This window comes from Pseudomonas fluorescens (assembly GCF_902497625.1).
Lineage (GTDB): Bacteria > Pseudomonadota > Gammaproteobacteria > Pseudomonadales > Pseudomonadaceae > Aquipseudomonas > Aquipseudomonas fluorescens_BQ.
In genome coordinates, this window is sequence record NZ_CABVGX010000005.1 from 40825 (window position 1) to 57750 (window position 16926).

A 16926-nucleotide genomic window follows, 5' to 3' on the forward strand; every position below is an offset into this window, starting at 1 on the left:
CTCTGGGCGAGCCATGAGGGTAAATTCATTTTCCCTGCGTTGACCAGCGCCGAATCAATTCAATTCACTAAAAACAGGCCCGGGCTTTATCCTGTCGCCTATCGATACCGGGCGTTCCCGGCTTTTCACTGATCAAGAGCGTTTTATGGTGCTGGCAAGTTTTTTTGGGCTGGTCATGGGCATGGTACTTGGGTTGACCGGTGCTGGAGGTGGAATCCTGGCCGTGCCGGCGCTGGTGCTCGGTTTGGGTTTCAGCATGACGCAAGCCGCCCCCGTCGCCTTGTTCGCGGTCGGCAGCGCAGCGGCAGTGGGCGCCCTAGACGGTTTGCGTCACGGCCTGGTGCGTTATCGCGCCGCGTTGTTGATCGCCTTGCTGGGCGCGCTGTTTTCCCCGCTCGGCATCTACTTCGCCCATCAGTTGCCGGAAAAAATCCTGATGGTCCTGTTCAGCCTGCTGATGATCATGGTTGCCTGGCGCATGCTGCGCCGCGAGCGCCAGGATTCAGGTCCCAGCGACCATGGCCATGCCAACTGGGGTCAGAAAAACTGCATGCTCGATCAGCACACCGGGCGCTTCTCGTGGACCGCCAAATGCACGGCGACACTGGCTGCCCTGGGCGCGGTGACCGGTGTGGTCTCAGGTCTGCTGGGCGTCGGGGGCGGGTTTCTGATTGTCCCGGCCTTCAAGCAACTGACTGACGTGCAAATGCGCGGCATCGTCGCGACTTCGTTGATGGTGATCAGCCTGATTTCGGCGATTGGTGTGATCGGCGCATTTCACGCCGGGGTGCGCATCGATGATGTGGGTGTCACCTTTATTATCGCCAGCATCGTCGGCATGGTAATCGGCCGCAGGCTTTGCGCGAAGGTACCGGCGCGGGCGTTGCAGGTCGGGTTTGCGAGCATTTGCCTGCTGCTCGCGGCGTATATGCTGATCCGCGCATGAAACTCAGAGAGGGCGGTAGTGCAGGGCGAACGTCAGCTCAACCGATTGCCCTTGCTCAAGCAGGCGCAACCCCGGCCGACCGGGCAAGTGGTGCGCATTGACCGGATGGCTGACTGGTTCGATGCAGAAAAACCCCAAATCCACGGGGCAGTACAGCAGATAGTAATCGCTGCCGCTGGTGTGGCAATCCAGCGCATAACCCAGGTCAGGCTGCTCGATTCGGCAGCGTCCATCCCACTGGCAGAAACCGTTATCGACCAATGTGTCGGGTAACGCTCGCAGCTGCTGGAAATCCCATTCCGCTGGCAACTTGCCAAGCGTTGTCGGCAGTCTGGTAGCGTCGCACAACCAGACCTGCTCGGCCTTGGTCTGCAACCGTGTGTTGGCAGTGCGCGGGAAGTACGGGTGTAAACCAAGACCGTGCCACGCAGAGCAATCATCCATATGAGTCACCCGCAGCTCAATGCTCAAGCGGCCTTCACGCAGATGAAATCGTTGTCGAGCGCGGTAGGCGAATGGCTGGGAACTATCGAGTTGCAGGATGATTTCATCATCGGTTTGGGACAGTAGCTGCCACGGTTGCTGCCAGGCACTGCCGTGAATGGGCAGCGCTTCGGTGAGGCTGTTGGGCGTGAGTGCCAGCCATCCGTGCGGACAATCGAATCCGCCACCGGCAATGCGATTGGACCACGGCGCCAGCGGAAAGCAACCCAGTTTATTTGCCAGGCCGGTGTTCAACGCGTGGGAATCGCTGTGGCGGAACAGCGGCTGACCGCTGCCGATGACCGTCCAGTTGACGATGGCACCGCCGCGTTCGGGGGAGAGGGTAAGGCGGGTAAGCGAGTCTTCGAGTTCGAGAAGTTTTGAAGTCATATCAATCCTCAAATCCACCGACGCCTTTGTAGCAGCTGCCGAGTGAAACGAGGCTGCGATCCCTTGATCCTGTTTAACGACAAGATCAAAACATCGCCTCTTCGTTTCACTCGACAGCTCCTACAGAGGGGAGTTGGCCGTGTGGATTACAACACCAGATTAGGCAACCACAGCGACAGTGCAGGAATGTAAGTCACGGCCAGCAGCACCAGGAACAGTACAGCGTAGAATGGCAGCAGTGCTTTTACGGTGCTTTCGATCGAGACTTTGCCGATCGCCGACCCCACAAAGAGCACCGCGCCCACCGGCGGTGTTATCAATCCAATCCCCAGGTTCACCAGCATGATCATGCCGAACTGCACCGGGTCCACGCCAATGCCCAGAATCACCGGCATCAAAATCGGCGTCAGGATCAGGATCAGCGGCGCCATGTCCATCACTGTGCCCAGCAACAGCAGCATGACGTTGATGCACATCAGGATCACGTAGCGGTTGTCCGACAGGGTCAGGAACATCGTGGTGATTTTCGCCGGGATCTGCATCAGCGTCATGATGTAGCCGAAGCTCGCGGCGAAGCCGATCAGGATCATCACAATCGAAACCGTGCGTACCGTGCGGTGCATCAGTTTCGGCAGTTCGCTCCACTTGTAGTCACGGTAGATGAACATGGTCACGAAGAACGACCAGAGCACGGCAATCGCCGCCGATTCAGTTGCGGTGAAAATCCCCGAGAGGATGCCGCCGAGGATGATGACCATCGCCATAAGGCCCCACAGCGCTTCGCCGCAGATCTTCAGCGCCTGGCGCATCGGAATCACTTCGCCTTTAGGGTAGTTGCGCTTTTTCGCGAAGATCAGGCACAGCACCATCAGGGACGCGCTCATCAACAGGCCGGGAACAATGCCGGCCATGAACAGCGAGGCAATCGACACCGTGCCGCCTGCGGCAAGCGAGTACAGCACCGAGTTGTGGCTCGGCGGCGTCAGCAACGCTTGTACCGAACCGCTGACGGTAACCGCAGTAGCGAAATCACGCGGATAACCACGTTTTTCCATTTCCGGGATCAGCACCGAACCTACCGAGGCGGTGTCCGCGACCGATGAACCAGAGATCGCGCCAAAGAAGGTCGAGGCCATGATATTGACCAGCGACAAACCGCCGCGCACGAACCCCACCAGCACACCGGCAAACGCCACCAGCCGCCGCGACATGCCGCCCTCGGCCATGATTGCGCCGGCCAGAATGAAGAACGGAATCGCCAACAGAGAGAACTTGTTTACACCGCCGGCGACTTGAATCATCACCGCCTGGTACGGAATATCGATCCACCACGCGCCGATCAGGGCGGCCAGGCCCAGGGCGTAAGCGACCGGCATGCCGATCACGATCAATGCGATAAAACTGCCCAACAGAATCAAAGCGTCCATTTATGCGGCACCTTCGCTTTCTTCAACCAGGTCGAAACGCACGACCCGCCGGTTGCTCTGGTCACCGAGCAGAAGTTTTTCCAGAACAAACACCAGGGTCAGCAGCCCGCCTATCGGAATCGGCATGTACGTGACGCCCACGCGCAGGGTCGGCAGGGCGCTCATGAACTGGTTCCACGTTGACATGCAGAGCTTGGCGCCCCAGATGGTCATGAACAGGCAGATGGTAGCCATCAGCAACTGGGAAACGATGCTCATGCTATTGCGCAATTTCGGCGTCATGCGGTCGGTCACCATGGCTACGGCCATGTGCGCGCCAGCGCGATAGCTGGCGGCAGCACCGATAAAGGTGAACACCAGCATCATCAGGATTGCAACAGGTTCCGGCCAGCTCGAGCCGGTGCCGAGGACATAGCGAGCGAATACGCCCCAGGGAATGATTAATGCGATGGCTAACACGGACAGACCGGCCACCCAGATGCAGGACATGTAAATCCTGTCGTTAATACGCAGCAGCAAATTCTTCATCGGGTTCCACCGTAACCGGGCGCACGCTGACCGACATCCGAGTCAGCTGCGCCGGGCCTGTTTGATTGCTATAGAGATTTACTGAACGGCTTCGATACGCTTGAGCAGGTCAGCGTATGGCGCGCCGTATTTGTCGCGGACCGACGCGGTGGCGTCATAGAAGGGTTTTTTGTCGACGGTGATGAACTCGACGCCGGCAGCCTTGAGTTTCTCTTCGCTGCTGGACGATTTTTTGTCCCACAGCACGCGTTCCTCAGCTTGTGCGGCTTTGGCAGTTTTCTTCACCAGTGCCTGCTGCTCGGGGGTGAGTTTTTCCCAGGTGATTTTCGACATCACGATCGGCTCAGGCAGGATCAGGTGACCGGTCAGGCTGTAGTATTTGGCATTCTGGTAATGGTTGTGCTCGAGCAGGGTCGGCGGGTTGTTCTCGGCACCGTCGATGACGCCTGTCTGCAACGCACTGAAGATCTCGCCGGTGTCCATCGCAATGCCGTTACCGCCCATGGCGTTGATGGTTTCGATGAACATCGGGTTGCCTTGCACGCGAATCTTCATGCCTTTGAGGTCGGCCAGGCTGCGCACCGGTTTTTTGGTGTAGATGTTGCGGGTGCCGCCGTCCATCCAGGCCAGCGCCACCAGGCCGAATTCGGAGTCGGTGATTTTAGCGAGGATTTCGTCACCGACTTCACCGTCGATGACCGCGCGCATGTGCGCCTGGTCGCGGAAGATGAACGGCATGTTGAATACGTTCACATCCGGCACCACCGGGCCAACGATGCCAAGGCTGACGCGAGCCATCTGGATGGCACCGACCTGCATCTGTTCGATGACTTCTTTTTCCGAACCCAGCACGCCACCGGGGAACATTTTGACGGTCAGTGCGCCGTTGCTTTCGGCCGTGAGGGTTTTCGCCATTTGTTCTTCCGCCACCACGGTCGGGTAACCCTTGGGGTGGATGTCGGCAATTTTCAGTTCCAGCGCGTGAGCGACGCTGCTGAAAGTGAAGGCCAGCGGGAGTGCAGCGGCGAGCAAGGTGCGTTTGAAGCCCATGAGGGTGTCTCCAGTGTTGTTATTTTTTTTGTGTTCATTCAAGGCGCAGCAGTGGAGCAGTGTCGCTAGGGATTAAAAACGGGTTCAGCCAGACCTTTCACGCCAGGGTTGAGGGCGAACACGCCGCCGGCCAGGGACTGCTCGTCGTGGTCGTCGCCGGGGCGAATCGAGGTCACGAACAAGGTGTCCATGCGGCTGCCGCCAAAGGCGCACATGGTCGGTTTTTTCACTGGTACTTCCAGTGAGCGGTCGAGGCGGCCATCAGGAGTAAAACGGTGAATCAGCCCGGCATCGTTGGCGCAGATCCAGTAGCCGCCGTCGGCATCGACCGCAGCGCCGTCAGGGCGACCGGGGAACTGGTTCATGTCGACAAACAGGCGGCGGTTCGACGGTGTGCCGCTGTCGATGTCGTAATCGAAGGCCCAGATCTGCTGGATCAACGGGTGCGAATCGGACAGATACATGGTTTTGCCATCCGGGCTGAACGCCAGGCCGTTGGGCACAATGAAGCCGTCTAGTTGCGCGGCGATCGGTGCGTGCTGCCCGGCGCTGTAGCGATACAGTGCGCCGTTGGCGGCATTTGCACCCATGTTCAGCACCATGCTGCCAGCCCAGAAACGGCCCTGACGGTCGCAGCGGCCATCATTGAGGCGCATGTCGGGACGTGCGTGGCCCACGTCTGCCAATGGTTCGCTGTCGAGGCTGCCATCGTTGTTCGGGCGCAGGCGGAAAAAGCCGGTTTCCATGCCGGCGACCCAACCGCCATCGCGATGACGCGCAAGGCACGCCAGCATCTGCGGCGCGGTCCACGCGTCAACGTGGCCAGTGTCAGCGTTCCAGCGTTGCAGGCCGCCGGCCGGAATATCCACCCAGTACAGGGCATTTTCCTCGGGCACCCAGACCGGACTTTCACCGACCGCATTACGGGCATCGACAATCAATTCAACGTGCATGGCAACTCATTCCCTGGGTTTTTATTGTGGGCATACACGCAGGTTCAGTCGCCAAACGGGCCGGCTGCGCAGAAGGCGCCGCCCTGATACATCCGCGCCGGATCATCAGCGGCCGGCATCGGTTGCGCTTCGATCTTGTCGCGGAACACTTCAGAGCTGTCCTTTGCCTGAAAACCCAACAGCGCGGCGTGGCGGTTATCCCACCAGATGTCCTTGTTATCCGACATGCCGTACACCACGGTGTGGCCAACGCCCGGAGTGGTCAGCGAACGCTCGAGTAATTGCGTCAGGTCGCCGAAACTCAGCCAGGTGCTCATCATCCGGCGGTTATGCGGTTCAGGAAACGAAGAGCCGATACGGATGCTGACGGTCTCGATGCCATACCGGTCGAAGTAGAAAGAGGCCATGTCTTCGCCGTAGCATTTGGACAAACCGTAGTAACTGTCCGGGCGGCGAGGGGAGAGGGCGTCGATCACTTCGTCCTGCTTGTAGAAGCCGATAACGTGGTTGGAGCTGGCGAAAATCACGCGCTTTACGCCATGCCGGCGCGCCGCTTCGTAGATGTGGAAGACGCCGCAGATGTTAGCGCCGAGGATCTCTTCGAACGAGTGCTCGGTCGACACACCGCCAAAGTGCAGGATCGCGTCAACGCCTTCGACCAGTTGATGCACGGCCTGCTTGTCGGCGAGGTCGCAGATCACGACTTCTTCGTGTTCGTCACGCGCCGGCGCTATCTCGCAGATGTCCGAAAGGCGCAGCACATTAGTGTAAGGCCGCAGGCTTTCGCGCAGGACTTTGCCAAGGCCTCCGGCGGCACCGGTCAGCAGCAAACGATTGAAAGGGGCTGAAGTGGTAGTCATGGAAGTCCCTGGACACGCAGTCGTTATTGAATTTGTTGTAGGTTGTCGTACGACATAATCGAAGTATCGTAAGCCTTTCCTTGTCTTGTCAACGCGACTTTGGTGGTAGTTGACGGAGGGTTGCGACACACCGTTTTACACCTGACCTGTGGGAGCAGAGCTTGCTCGCGAGGCGGCGGGCCAGCCACCCGTGACGGCGACTGACTCGGCCTCATCGCCAGCAGGCTGGCTCCCACATTGATCGGGCACATCTGGACATCCGCGTCCATGCCGGCCCGATTACGCCTTACAACAACGAAAGCGGGTAGCTGATGAAAATCCGGTTCTCATCGAATTCGTTGGTGCTGAAGTCCCGACGAATCGTCGCGTTACGCCATTTCACGTTGAGGTTTTTCAACGCGCCGCTCTGTACGGTGTAGGCCAGTTCCGATTCGCGGCCCCACTCCTTGCCGTCGGTGATTGTGCCGGTGTGCACGTTGTCGCCGCTGATGTAGCGGTTCATCAGGGTCAGGCCGGGAACTCCGACGGCGACAAAGTTATAATCGTGACGCAGCTGCCAGGATTTTTCCTTGGCGTTGTCGTAACTGGCGTTGTAGCTATCGTTGGCCAGTGTGCCACCGCTGGTGCCGTTGACGCGCATCCAGGCACTGTCGCCGCTGAGTTTCTGCAGGCCGACGTAGAAGGTATTGCCACCGTATTTGGCCGAAAGCAGAGCGAATGCGGTTTTGTTGTCGAGGTCGCCGGCCAGCGCGCTGCCGTCTTCCTTGCCATTGAAGAACCCGAGGTTGGCGCCGAAGGTCCAGCTGCCAACCGGTTGGCTGTGGCTGACGTTGAAATATTGTTGCTGGTAAATGTCGGACAGTTCCGAATACCAGACGCCGACCAGCGTGCGCTTGTCGTTGAACGCGTATTCACCGCCGCCGAAGTTGAAGCGGTCCGAAGTGAACGCGCCGCGACCGTTCATGGACATGTCTTCCATGCTGGCATCGTTACGAGGGCTATTGCCGCGGAACTGGCCGCCGTAGAGCGTCAGCCCGTTTATTTCGCTGGACGTGACCTGGCCACCGCGAAAGGTCTGTGGCAACGAGCGGCCGTCGTCGGAACGCAGGATCGGCAGCACCGGCATCCACTCGCCGACCTTCAATTCTGTCTTGGAGACTTTGCCTTTGAGCGCTACACCGAGTCGTCCGAAATTATCCGCCGGGCGACCGTCGTCATGGATCGGCAGCAACTGGGTGCCGCCGGTACCTTTACCACCGTCGAGCTTTTGCGAATACAGACCGAGCACATCAACGCCAAAACCCACGGTGCCCTGGGTAAACCCTGACTTGGCGTCGAGGATGAAACTCTGCGTCCACTCTTCAGCCTTGCCCTGCGGATTGGCCGGGTTGGTGAAGTTACGGTTGAAGTAGGCATTGCGCAGGTTGAGCGTGGCTTTGCCGTCCTCGACGAAACCTGCAGCGTTGCCGGTCATCGGCAAAGCGAAAGCTAACCCACCGAGGCCGAGAAGGCTCAGGGAATGACGAGGTGCGAAGGCTGGACGGAGACTTTTGACGGAGGAATTGCGGACGAGCTTGATCACTATGACGCTCCCTTGCTGCTTTTTTGTTTTTATTGTCGTTATACGTCGTCGTACAACATGGCGGCGATTATTTGCGAGGGGTTAGGGGAATGTCAATCAGAACTTATAGGATGACTCAAAGTGATATCCGGCTATCACCGCGAGCCCGTGCGTGAACCGGGCTGTGGGAGCTGTGGGAGCGAAGCTTCCTCCCACAGGGATATGTGTTTCAGCCGGCAATCATCGGCGGCAGCGTTCCCAACAGAGAAACAGCCGCCACCGCGCCAATGCCCAGCAGCCATTCCAGCATCACGCTGGTGCGTAAGGTTGCCATGCGCAGCTCGCGCCCATTGATCTGCATGCGGTTGAACAGCGCCAACCCGAGCATCAGACCCACCAGCACGACCTTGATCAACAGGATCAATGCAAACCCGCTCAACCACGGCGTAGGCCAGAATTGCCCTGTGAGTACGCGCACGTTGATCAACCCTGTGATCACCAATCCCGCAACCAGCGCATAACCGATCCCGCTGAAGCGGCGCAAAATCACGCGAACATCATGGTCGCCCGGTTGCCGCAGGATCATTACCAGCCACATCAGCCCGCCGAGCCAGGCACCCACGCAAATCAGGTGAACGATCTGATTGAGAATCAGCAATTGGCCGCTCAGCCCATCGAGCAATGCACCATGACCGATCGGCGCCAGTGTGGAGAGCAGCAAGCCGCTCAACATCAGGCGCAGCGGTAGGTGGTTGCGCAGGGGAGACCAGAGCACCCCCATCAACAAGACGTTCAACAACAGATGCCAGACCCACACTTCTCCAAAGAAGGTCTTGCCCAACACCTTGCCGATCATCGCAGGATCGAACGCCGCGTCAGGCCTCCCCGTCAATGTCGCGGTGATCAGCAGCAACCAGGCAATGCCACTGACCAGCGCCACCACGGCCAGCCAGCGACTGATGCGCAGCAGCGATGCATCGAGCGTGCTTTCACCGGGCGCCAACAACGGCTTGAACACCCACGCGCCGAACAGCATCAGTACTAAGGTGAAGTGCACAAAACGGCACAGCACCATTGCATCCGGCATGAGTTACTCGCCAACCGTAAAGCTGTAAGTGCCTTCAAGTTTGTGGGTGTCGACCGAGGTCACATTCCACTTGACCGTGTAATCCCCGGCCGTCAGTGGCGCTGCGGGCGACACGATCAGGGTGTTCTTGTCGCTGCCGTTAGTGCTCAGGGTTTTTACCAGTACCTCGTCACCGTCCTTGGTGAGCGTGACCGTGCTGAAGTCCGCTTCGACGCCTTCGGTGAACACCAGGCTCAATTCTGACGGCGGCGGAGCCACGGTGCTGTCGGCCGCCGGGGTCGAACTTTTCAGGTGCGCGTGGGCCAATGCCGAGGAAGCGACGAGCAGTGAGCCGAGCAGGGCGGCGGTGGTCAGGGCGGTTTTGAGCAGCATCGTGGATACCTCGCGGGCAGGTTCGAATAAGCGCGCAGTTTACCTTCGAGACACCGCGCATACGACGTTTGCTTTTACGCGGTCGCCGCGGGGTAGAGCGGATGCTAGTCTTGGTCAACGCTGCAGTCAGGGAGCCCTCATGGGCAATCACAAGATCGAGATACGCCGCAGTAACGTTGAGAAAATTTTGCTGGGGGCCGAGAAAGTCTTTGCCGAAAAGGGTTTCGGCGGCACTGCGATGGCCGACATCGCTGCTGAAGTGCAGTTGCCGCGTTCAAATCTGCATTACTACTTCAGTACCAAAGGTGAGCTTTACAGTGCAGTGCTGTTCGATTTGCTCGAGGTCTGGAAGCAGGACGCGTTGTGTTTCGAAATGTTCGACGACCCCCGCGTGGTGCTCAGCAGCTACATCCGCGCCAAAATGAATCACTCCCGCAGTCGCCCGCACGGCTCGAAAGTCTGGGCCAATGAAATCATTAACGGCGCTCCTACGCTAGGTGAGGCGTTGGACGTCAGTCTGTACGACTGGGCCAAGATGAAAGAGGCGAAAATTCGCCAGTGGGTAGAAGACGGACGCATCCTGCCGGTTGAGCCTTCGAGCCTGCTGTACATGATCTGGGCATCGACTCAGCATTACGCGGATTTTGATCATCAGGTGAATATTCTGAATGATCACCAGCCGCTGTCAGACATGCAGTTTGAAAGAGCGGTGCAGACGGTGACGAGTGTGATTTTGCGCGGGATTGGATTGGAGCCGTAGTTAACAGGTCGCAGGTTGATTGACAGATCGCAGCCTCGTTGCACTCGACAGCTGCTACGCGTCTCGTGCAGAAACGCGATTCCCTGTAGCAGCTGTTGAGAGCAACGAGGTTGCGTTCATTCAAAGATCAAACCACATGATACGGATTCCTCGGATCGTGATTCCAGTCCAGAAACGGCTTGCCGTTCTCCATCGGCACCATCTCTATGCAGTCCTCCACCGGGCAAGTAATCTGGCAAAGATTGCAGCCCACACACTCGTCATCAATCACTTCATATTTGTGCGTTCCGTCGTTCTGTCTGACGCTGGCAACTGCCTGGTGCGAGGTGTCTTCACAGGCAATGTGGCAACGACCGCAGCCAATGCACGCGTCCTGATCAATCCTGGCGATCACTTGATAGTTGATGTCCAGGTACTTCCAGTCCGTGGTGTTCTCCACTGCGCGTCCGGAAAAATCTGCAAGGCTGGCGTAGCCCTGAGTGTCCATCCAGCGGGACAAGCCGTCTTTCATCTCCTCGACAATGCGGAAGCCATGCAGCATCGCCGCCGTGCACACCTGCACCGATCCGCTGCCCAACGCAATGAACTCCGCCGCGTCACGCCAGTTGCCGATACCGCCGATGCCGGAAATCGGCAGGCCGTGAGTTTGTGGGTCGCGGGCAATTTCGGCGACCATGTTCAGCGCAATTGGCTTGACCGCCGAACCGCAATAACCGCCGTGAGTGCTCTGGCTGCCGACGGTAGGGTAGGCGACCATGCGCTCCAGGTTGACGCTGGTAATCGAGTTGATCGTGTTGATCAGCGACACCGCGTCCGCACCGCCACGATGCGCTGCGCGGGCAGCGACACGAATGTCGGTGATGTTCGGCGTAAGCTTGACGATCACCGGTAGCGAGCAATAGGTCTTGCACCACCGCGTGACCTGCTCGACATACTCCGGCACCTGGCCGACGGCCGCGCCCATGCCGCGTTCCGGCATGCCGTGCGGGCAACCGAAGTTCAGCTCGATGCCGTCAGCGCCGGTGGCTTCCACCAGCGGCAAAATGTATTTCCACGACGCTTCAACGCACGGCACCATCAGCGAAACAATCACCGCGCGGTCCGGCCAATCCTTTTTCACCTGGGTGATCTCCCGCAGGTTGATCTCCAGCGAGCGGTCAGTAATCAATTCAATGTTGTTGAAACCCAGCACTTCGCGGTTGGCACCGAAGTGCGCAGAGTAGCGCGACGACACGTTGACCGCCGCAGGATCTTCCCCAAGGGTTTTCCACACGACGCCGCCCCATCCGGCCTCGAACGCGCGGACCACGTTGTAGGCCTTGTCGGTCGGCGGCGCGGAGGCCAGCCAGAACGGATTGGGTGATTTGATGCCAGCGAAGACAATCGAAAGATCGGCCATTTACGCAGCCTCCACATTAAGCATCAGTTGCGCGTTGATCGCCTCGGCGGCGAGTTTGCCGTGCTGTACGGCTTGTACGGTGAGGTCCTGATCGAGGCTGGTGCAGTCGCCGCCGGCGTACACCCCGGGAATGCTGGTGCGCAAGTTGGCGTCCACTTCAATGCGATCGCCGATGCGTCTGAGCTCACGGGCCAGCGGGTCGCTGAGGGCACTTGAATCGAAGGCCTGGCCGATGGCTTTGAAGATCGCGTCGGCGGCCAGTTCGAAAGTTTCGCCGGTGGTTTGCAGGCGACCTTCCACCAACGTTGTGCGGGCGAAACGCATGCCGCGCACCTTGCCGCTTTCGTCGACCAGCACATCTTGCGGTTGCGCCCATGTCAGCAAGCACACTTGGTTGGCCTTGGCGATGTCCTGTTCGTGACCCGTCGCGCCCATGTCCTCGGCACCGCGGCGGTAGACGAGATTGACGTCGCGGGCACCGAGTCGAGCCATTTGCACGGCCATGTCGATGGCGGTATTGCCGGCGCCGAGCACAATGCAGCGGTCAGCCAGCGGCAGTTGCGTGAGATCGTCAGCCTGGCGCAATTCGCGGATGTAGTCGGTGGCGGCGAGCAGGCCCGGCGCCTCTTCGCGGGCGAGCCCGAGCTGTTTACTGGCAGCCAGACCGAGGCCGAGGAACACGGCGTCGAACTGCTGATGCAGTTCGCTGAGGGTCAGGTTTTCCCCGAGTTTGTGCCCGTGACGGATTTCGATGCCGCCGATCTGCAGCAGGAAATCGAGTTCCTTCTGCGCGTAATCGTCGACCAGCTTGTATTTGGCGATCCCGTATTCATTCAGTCCGCCAGCTTTTTCCCGTGCCTCGAAAATCACCACCTCGTGCCCATGCATGGCGCTGCGATGAGCGCAGGACAAACCGGCCGGGCCGGCGCCTACCACGGCGATGCGTTTGCCGGTTGCCGCAGCGCGCTGGAAAGGATGAGCGCTGAAGTGGGCGTTGTCGACCGCGTAGCGTTGCAATAAACCGATCAACACTGGCGCACATTCCTGTGCGTTGTTGCGCACACAGGCTTGCTGACAAAGGATTTCGGTCGGGCACACCCGGGCGCAACTGCCGCCGAGGATGTTCGCCGAGAGGATTTTCTGCGCCGCGCCCTGAACGTTTTCCTGATGAATGTTGCGGATGAAGGACGGAATGTCGATGTCGCTGGGGCAGGCGTTAACGCACGGTGCGTCGTAGCAATACAGGCAGCGTGAAGCTTCCAGGTGTGCCTGACGGTCGTTGAGCGGCGGCGCCAGATCGCTGAAATGGCTCGCGAGGGCGGCTGCGGTTTCGTGCGGGTGCGGAAGATGGTTCAGGGTTTTGATCACGGTGTTGGCCTCAGGTTTGTTGAGGTGCTGCCTCTGGTGGGCAGTGAGTTTTGTGGTGTCCGGACTGGCGTCTTCGCGAGCAGGCTCGCTCCCACAGGATTTGTGAACACCTGAGATCCCTGTGGGAGCGAGCCTGCTCGCGATAGGCCGCAGGCCGCTTTCAGCGTTTCACAGCAGCAGGCTTGTTCAACTCCGCCCGCTTGCTCAGCAAATCAAACACCGCCGGATACGCAGGGCGTTCGACATAGCGTCCAGCCCCGCGCTCGGCGCGCAGATCACCGTCGGCCCACACGACGCGGCCCTGGCTGATGGTGTGGCTCGGCACGCCGCGCACGGTCTTGCCTTCAAAAATGTTGAAGTCGACCTGCTGGTGATGCGTTTTTGCCGAAATCGTCCGCGTCCCGTGCGGATCCCACAGCACCAGGTCGGCATCGGCGCCAACTCGAATCGCCCCCTTGCGCGGGTACAGGTTGAAAATCTTCGCAGTATTGGTCGAGGTCAGCGCGACGAACTGCTGCATCGACAAGCGCCCGGTGTTGACCCCCTCATCCCAGAACACCGCCATGCGATCTTCAATGCCGGCCGTGCCGTTGGGGATTTTGCTGAAATCGTCACGGCCGGCGGCTTTTTGTTCGGCGCAAAAGCAGCAATGGTCGGTGGCGGTGGTGTGCAGGCTGCCGGATTGCAAACCGTGCCAAAGCGCCTCCTGGTGACCACGAGGACGGAACGGCGGGCTCATCACGTAACCGGCGGCGGTCTGCCAGTCGGGATGCTGATAGACGCTATCGTCCAACAGCAAATGCCCGGCCAGAACTTCACCGTAAACCTGTTGACCTTTGCTGCGCGCATAGGTGATTTCGTCGAGGGCTTCCTTGGTCGAGACATGCACCAGGTACAGCGGCGTGCCCAGGGTTTCGGCAATCCGGATCGCCCGACTGGCGGCTTCACCTTCCACTTGCGACGGTCGCGACATCGGGTGCGCTTCCGGACCGGTCATGCCCTGCGCCATCAGTTTGCGTTGCAGGTGATAAACCAGTTCACCGTTTTCCGCATGCACGGTTGGCACCGCACCCAGTTCCAGACAACGCTCGAAGCTGGCGACCAAGGTGTCGTCGGCCGCCATGATGGCGTTTTTGTAAGCCATGAAATGCTTGAAGCTGTTGACGCCGTGGTGGCTCACCAACTCGCCCATTTCCTCGCGGACCTGCTCGCTCCACCAGGTAATGGCGACGTGAAAGCCGTAATCCGAAGCTGACTTCTCGGCCCAGCCGCGCCACTGGTGAAAGGCTTCCATCAGCGATTGCTGCGGATTGGGAATCACGAAATCGATGATCGAAGTCGTGCCCCCGGCGAGCCCCGCAGCGGTGCCGCTGAAAAAGTCTTCACTGGCCACGGTGCCCATGAAGGGCAGCTGCATGTGCGTGTGCGGGTCGATGCCGCCCGGCATCAGGTATTGGCCGCTGCCGTCGAGCACTTCGGCGCCGGCGGGAATGTCGAGGTTTTCACCGATGGCTCTGATCACGCCGTCCGCGCAATACACATCGGCACGATAACTTTCATCATGGGTAACAACAGTGGCGCCACGGATCAACAAAGACATGCCGAATTCCTCCCAGGCTATGACCGACTTATGCCGGTTCTAAGTGTTTTATATGAAGCAGGCGTAAACAGGTGTATTCCTGTCAGCGCTGTCAGGAATAGAAGCTAGTCTTAGAATGGCGAATCAGCAAGAACAATTTTAATAAGCTTATTTACTTTATAACTTGTTGAAATATAAGGATTAATCGTCAGAATCACCAAAATGGTGAGGCGCTTGTCCATTTTGACGCACTTGACAGGATCCAAATATGGTCAAGATTTTCCATATGAAATCAGCCGCTTGAGAATGGTCTATGGTTGGTACGCAGCGCTTGAGAAAAGATGCATGCACCACATTGAGTCCTGAGCTTATCGACAACTCGTCCGGCATCAGTGCTGGGAGCCTCGCAAGTTGCTCAAGACTCTCCGGAATGCATTTATAAACACAACAACATCAATACGTTACTGCAAGTTTATGGAACTGCCCGATGCGCAAACGGAGTGCCCGGCACGTTTATTGATGCCGCCAGCCCCTGATGAGCAAAAAATAATTCAAAGAACAGTGGAGCGGCCATGCAACAGATCAGATCGCAAGTGACCGAACGCGACGGCTTGTTCGAGCTCGAAGCCGGCAGCGACGTCCTCGACAGTCCCCGTTACAACCACGACATGGCACCGACCAAGGTGCACGAACGAACCTGGAACAAATGGCACATCACCGCGCTGTGGGTCGGCATGTCGATCTGTGTGCCGACCTACACCCTTGGCGGCGTGCTGACCGCGTATTTCGGGCTGAGCGTTGGCGAAGCGCTGCTGGCGATTCTTTTCGCCAACATCATCGTGTTGATTCCGCTGACGCTGAACGCCTTCCCTGGCACCAAATACGGCGTCCCGTTTCCTGTGTTATTACGGTCTTCCTTCGGCATTCTCGGTTCCAACGTGCCGTGTTTGATTCGTGCGCTGGTGGCGTGCGGCTGGTTCGGCATCCAGACGATGTTCGGCGGGCTGGCCATTCACTTGTTTCTGGGCTCGGTGTTCGATGGCTGGAAATCCCTCGGCGGGACCGGGGAAGTTATCGGCTTCATGCTGTTCTGGGCGCTCAACCTGTGGGTGGTCATACGCGGCGCCGAGTCGATCAAATGGCTGGAAACTCTCTCGGCGCCACTGCTGGTTCTGGTCGGCGTGGGCCTGTTGGTCTGGGCGATGCCGAATGTGTCGATGACCGAGCTGATGGCGATCCCGCCCAAGCGACCTGAAGGCGCGAGCGTTGTCAGTTACTTCGCCGCAGGGCTGACCGCGATGGTCGGTTTCTGGGCGACGTTATCGCTGAATATTCCGGACTTCAGCCGCTATGCGAAAAGCCAGAAGGACCAGATCGTCGGGCAGATCGTCGGCTTGCCGCTGACTATGTTCCTGTTCGCCGCGCTGGGCGTGGTAATGACCGCCGCATCGGTGAAACTGGTCGGTGTGACGGTCTCCGATCCGGTGACCTTGATCGGGCATATCCAGAGCCCGGTGTGGGTGGCCGTCGCCATGGCTTTGATCATCATCGCCACGCTGTCGACCAACACGGCGGCGAACATCGTCTCGCCGACCAACGACTTTCAGAACATCGCGCCGAAGGTTATCAACCGCACCAAAGCGGTGATGCTGACCGGGCTGGTCGGCCTGGTGCTGATGGCGCATGAATTGTTCAAGAAGCTCGGCTTGATCGTGTCCGACGTGAGCCTGGAAACGGTTTATTCGAACTGGTTGCTGGGCTATTCAAGTCTGTTGGGGCCGATCGCCGGGATCATGGTGGTGGATTACTTCCTGATCAAAAAGCAGCAATTGGACCTCGCCGGGTTGTATCGCGATGACGTTTACCCGGCGTGGAACTGGTTCGGTTTCATCGCGTTCGGTGTGCCGGTGGCGCTGACGCTGCTGTCGCTGGGCAGTGACGCGTTCAGCTGGTTTTACAGCTACGGCTGGTTCACCGGTTCGGCGCTGGGCGGGGTGATTTATTACGGTTTGTGCGTGATGAAACCACAGCTTTCAATCGTGAAATCTGCGGTGTAGCGGATGGCCCTTTCGCGGCCATGCCCGCTCCCACAGGGGAATGCGAATTCCATGTGGGAGCGAGCCTGCTCGCGATGCGGCATCAGATTCTTCCAATAACTGCCTG

General features: G+C 58.8%; 15 protein-coding genes. 3 read left to right on the forward strand and 12 right to left on the reverse strand.

Annotated features, from left to right (window positions below):
* Positions 1-145: 145 nt before the first annotated feature.
* Positions 146-946 carry a sulfite exporter TauE/SafE family protein gene (locus tag F8N12_RS04775; protein ID WP_150579413.1) on the forward strand — a complete coding sequence of 267 codons (801 nt, stop codon included), beginning with the start codon at positions 146-148 and terminating at the stop codon, positions 944-946.
* 3 nt (positions 947-949) lie between these two features.
* Here F8N12_RS04775 and F8N12_RS04780 read toward each other — a convergent pair whose 3' ends face one another.
* The 9 genes from F8N12_RS04780 to copC all read right to left on the reverse strand — a co-directional run bounded on the left by F8N12_RS04780 (position 950) and on the right by copC (position 9657).
* The gene (locus tag F8N12_RS04780) at positions 950-1819 is read right to left on the reverse strand and encodes an aldose 1-epimerase (protein WP_150579414.1); all 870 of its coding nucleotides are present in this window, start codon (positions 1817-1819) and stop codon (positions 950-952) included.
* A gap of 146 nt (positions 1820-1965) precedes the next feature.
* Positions 1966-3246 carry a TRAP transporter large permease gene (locus tag F8N12_RS04785; RefSeq protein ID WP_150579415.1) on the reverse strand — a complete coding sequence of 427 codons (1281 nt, stop codon included), beginning with the start codon at positions 3244-3246 and terminating at the stop codon, positions 1966-1968.
* On the reverse strand, positions 3247-3774 hold the full coding sequence (locus F8N12_RS04790) for a TRAP transporter small permease (protein ID WP_150579416.1): 528 nt from the start codon (positions 3772-3774) through the stop codon (positions 3247-3249).
* A 78-nt stretch (positions 3775-3852) separates the two neighbouring features.
* Positions 3853-4824 carry a TRAP transporter substrate-binding protein gene (locus F8N12_RS04795; RefSeq protein ID WP_150579417.1) on the reverse strand — a complete coding sequence of 324 codons (972 nt, stop codon included), beginning with the start codon at positions 4822-4824 and terminating at the stop codon, positions 3853-3855.
* Positions 4825-4889: 65 nt separating this feature from the next.
* Positions 4890-5777, reverse strand: coding sequence for an SMP-30/gluconolactonase/LRE family protein (locus F8N12_RS04800; RefSeq protein ID WP_150579418.1), 888 nt, complete (start codon positions 5775-5777; stop codon positions 4890-4892).
* 44 nt (positions 5778-5821) lie between these two features.
* Positions 5822-6637: an NAD-dependent epimerase/dehydratase family protein gene (locus F8N12_RS04805; RefSeq protein ID WP_150579419.1), complete on the reverse strand. Its 816-nt coding sequence runs from the start codon at positions 6635-6637 to the stop codon at positions 5822-5824.
* A 286-nt stretch (positions 6638-6923) separates the two neighbouring features.
* A complete protein-coding gene (locus tag F8N12_RS04810; RefSeq protein WP_150579420.1) occupies positions 6924-8219 on the reverse strand; it encodes an OprD family porin in 1296 nt (431 codons plus the stop codon).
* Between the two features lie 208 nt (positions 8220-8427).
* Positions 8428-9285 (reverse strand): copper homeostasis membrane protein CopD, encoded by an 858-nt coding sequence (copD, locus tag F8N12_RS04815; RefSeq protein ID WP_150579421.1) that lies wholly within the window; start codon positions 9283-9285, stop codon positions 8428-8430.
* A gap of 3 nt (positions 9286-9288) precedes the next feature.
* Positions 9289-9657 (reverse strand): copper homeostasis periplasmic binding protein CopC, encoded by a 369-nt coding sequence (gene copC, locus F8N12_RS04820; RefSeq protein ID WP_150579422.1) that lies wholly within the window; start codon positions 9655-9657, stop codon positions 9289-9291.
* Positions 9658-9796: 139 nt separating this feature from the next.
* Here copC and F8N12_RS04825 point away from each other — a divergent pair, with 139 nt between their 5' ends.
* Positions 9797-10417: a TetR/AcrR family transcriptional regulator gene (locus F8N12_RS04825; RefSeq protein WP_150579423.1), complete on the forward strand. Its 621-nt coding sequence runs from the start codon at positions 9797-9799 to the stop codon at positions 10415-10417.
* 127 nt (positions 10418-10544) lie between these two features.
* On the opposite strand, the gene preA is transcribed toward F8N12_RS04825, so the two are convergent.
* The 3 genes from preA to hydA form a co-directional block, all read right to left on the reverse strand.
* Positions 10545-11816 carry an NAD-dependent dihydropyrimidine dehydrogenase subunit PreA gene (preA, locus tag F8N12_RS04830; protein ID WP_150579424.1) on the reverse strand — a complete coding sequence of 424 codons (1272 nt, stop codon included), beginning with the start codon at positions 11814-11816 and terminating at the stop codon, positions 10545-10547.
* Entirely contained in the window at positions 11817-13184 is a 1368-nt protein-coding gene (locus F8N12_RS04835; RefSeq protein ID WP_150579425.1) for an NAD(P)-dependent oxidoreductase, read from the reverse strand. It abuts the gene before it with no gap.
* A gap of 160 nt (positions 13185-13344) precedes the next feature.
* Complete coding sequence (gene hydA / locus F8N12_RS04840) at positions 13345-14784, reverse strand: dihydropyrimidinase (RefSeq protein WP_150579426.1); 1440 nt, start codon at positions 14782-14784, stop codon at positions 13345-13347.
* Between the two features lie 551 nt (positions 14785-15335).
* On the opposite strand from hydA, the gene F8N12_RS04845 reads away from it, so the two are divergent.
* Positions 15336-16820 (forward strand): NCS1 family nucleobase:cation symporter-1, encoded by a 1485-nt coding sequence (locus F8N12_RS04845; protein WP_150579427.1) that lies wholly within the window; start codon positions 15336-15338, stop codon positions 16818-16820.
* Positions 16821-16926: the final 106 nt, after the last annotated feature.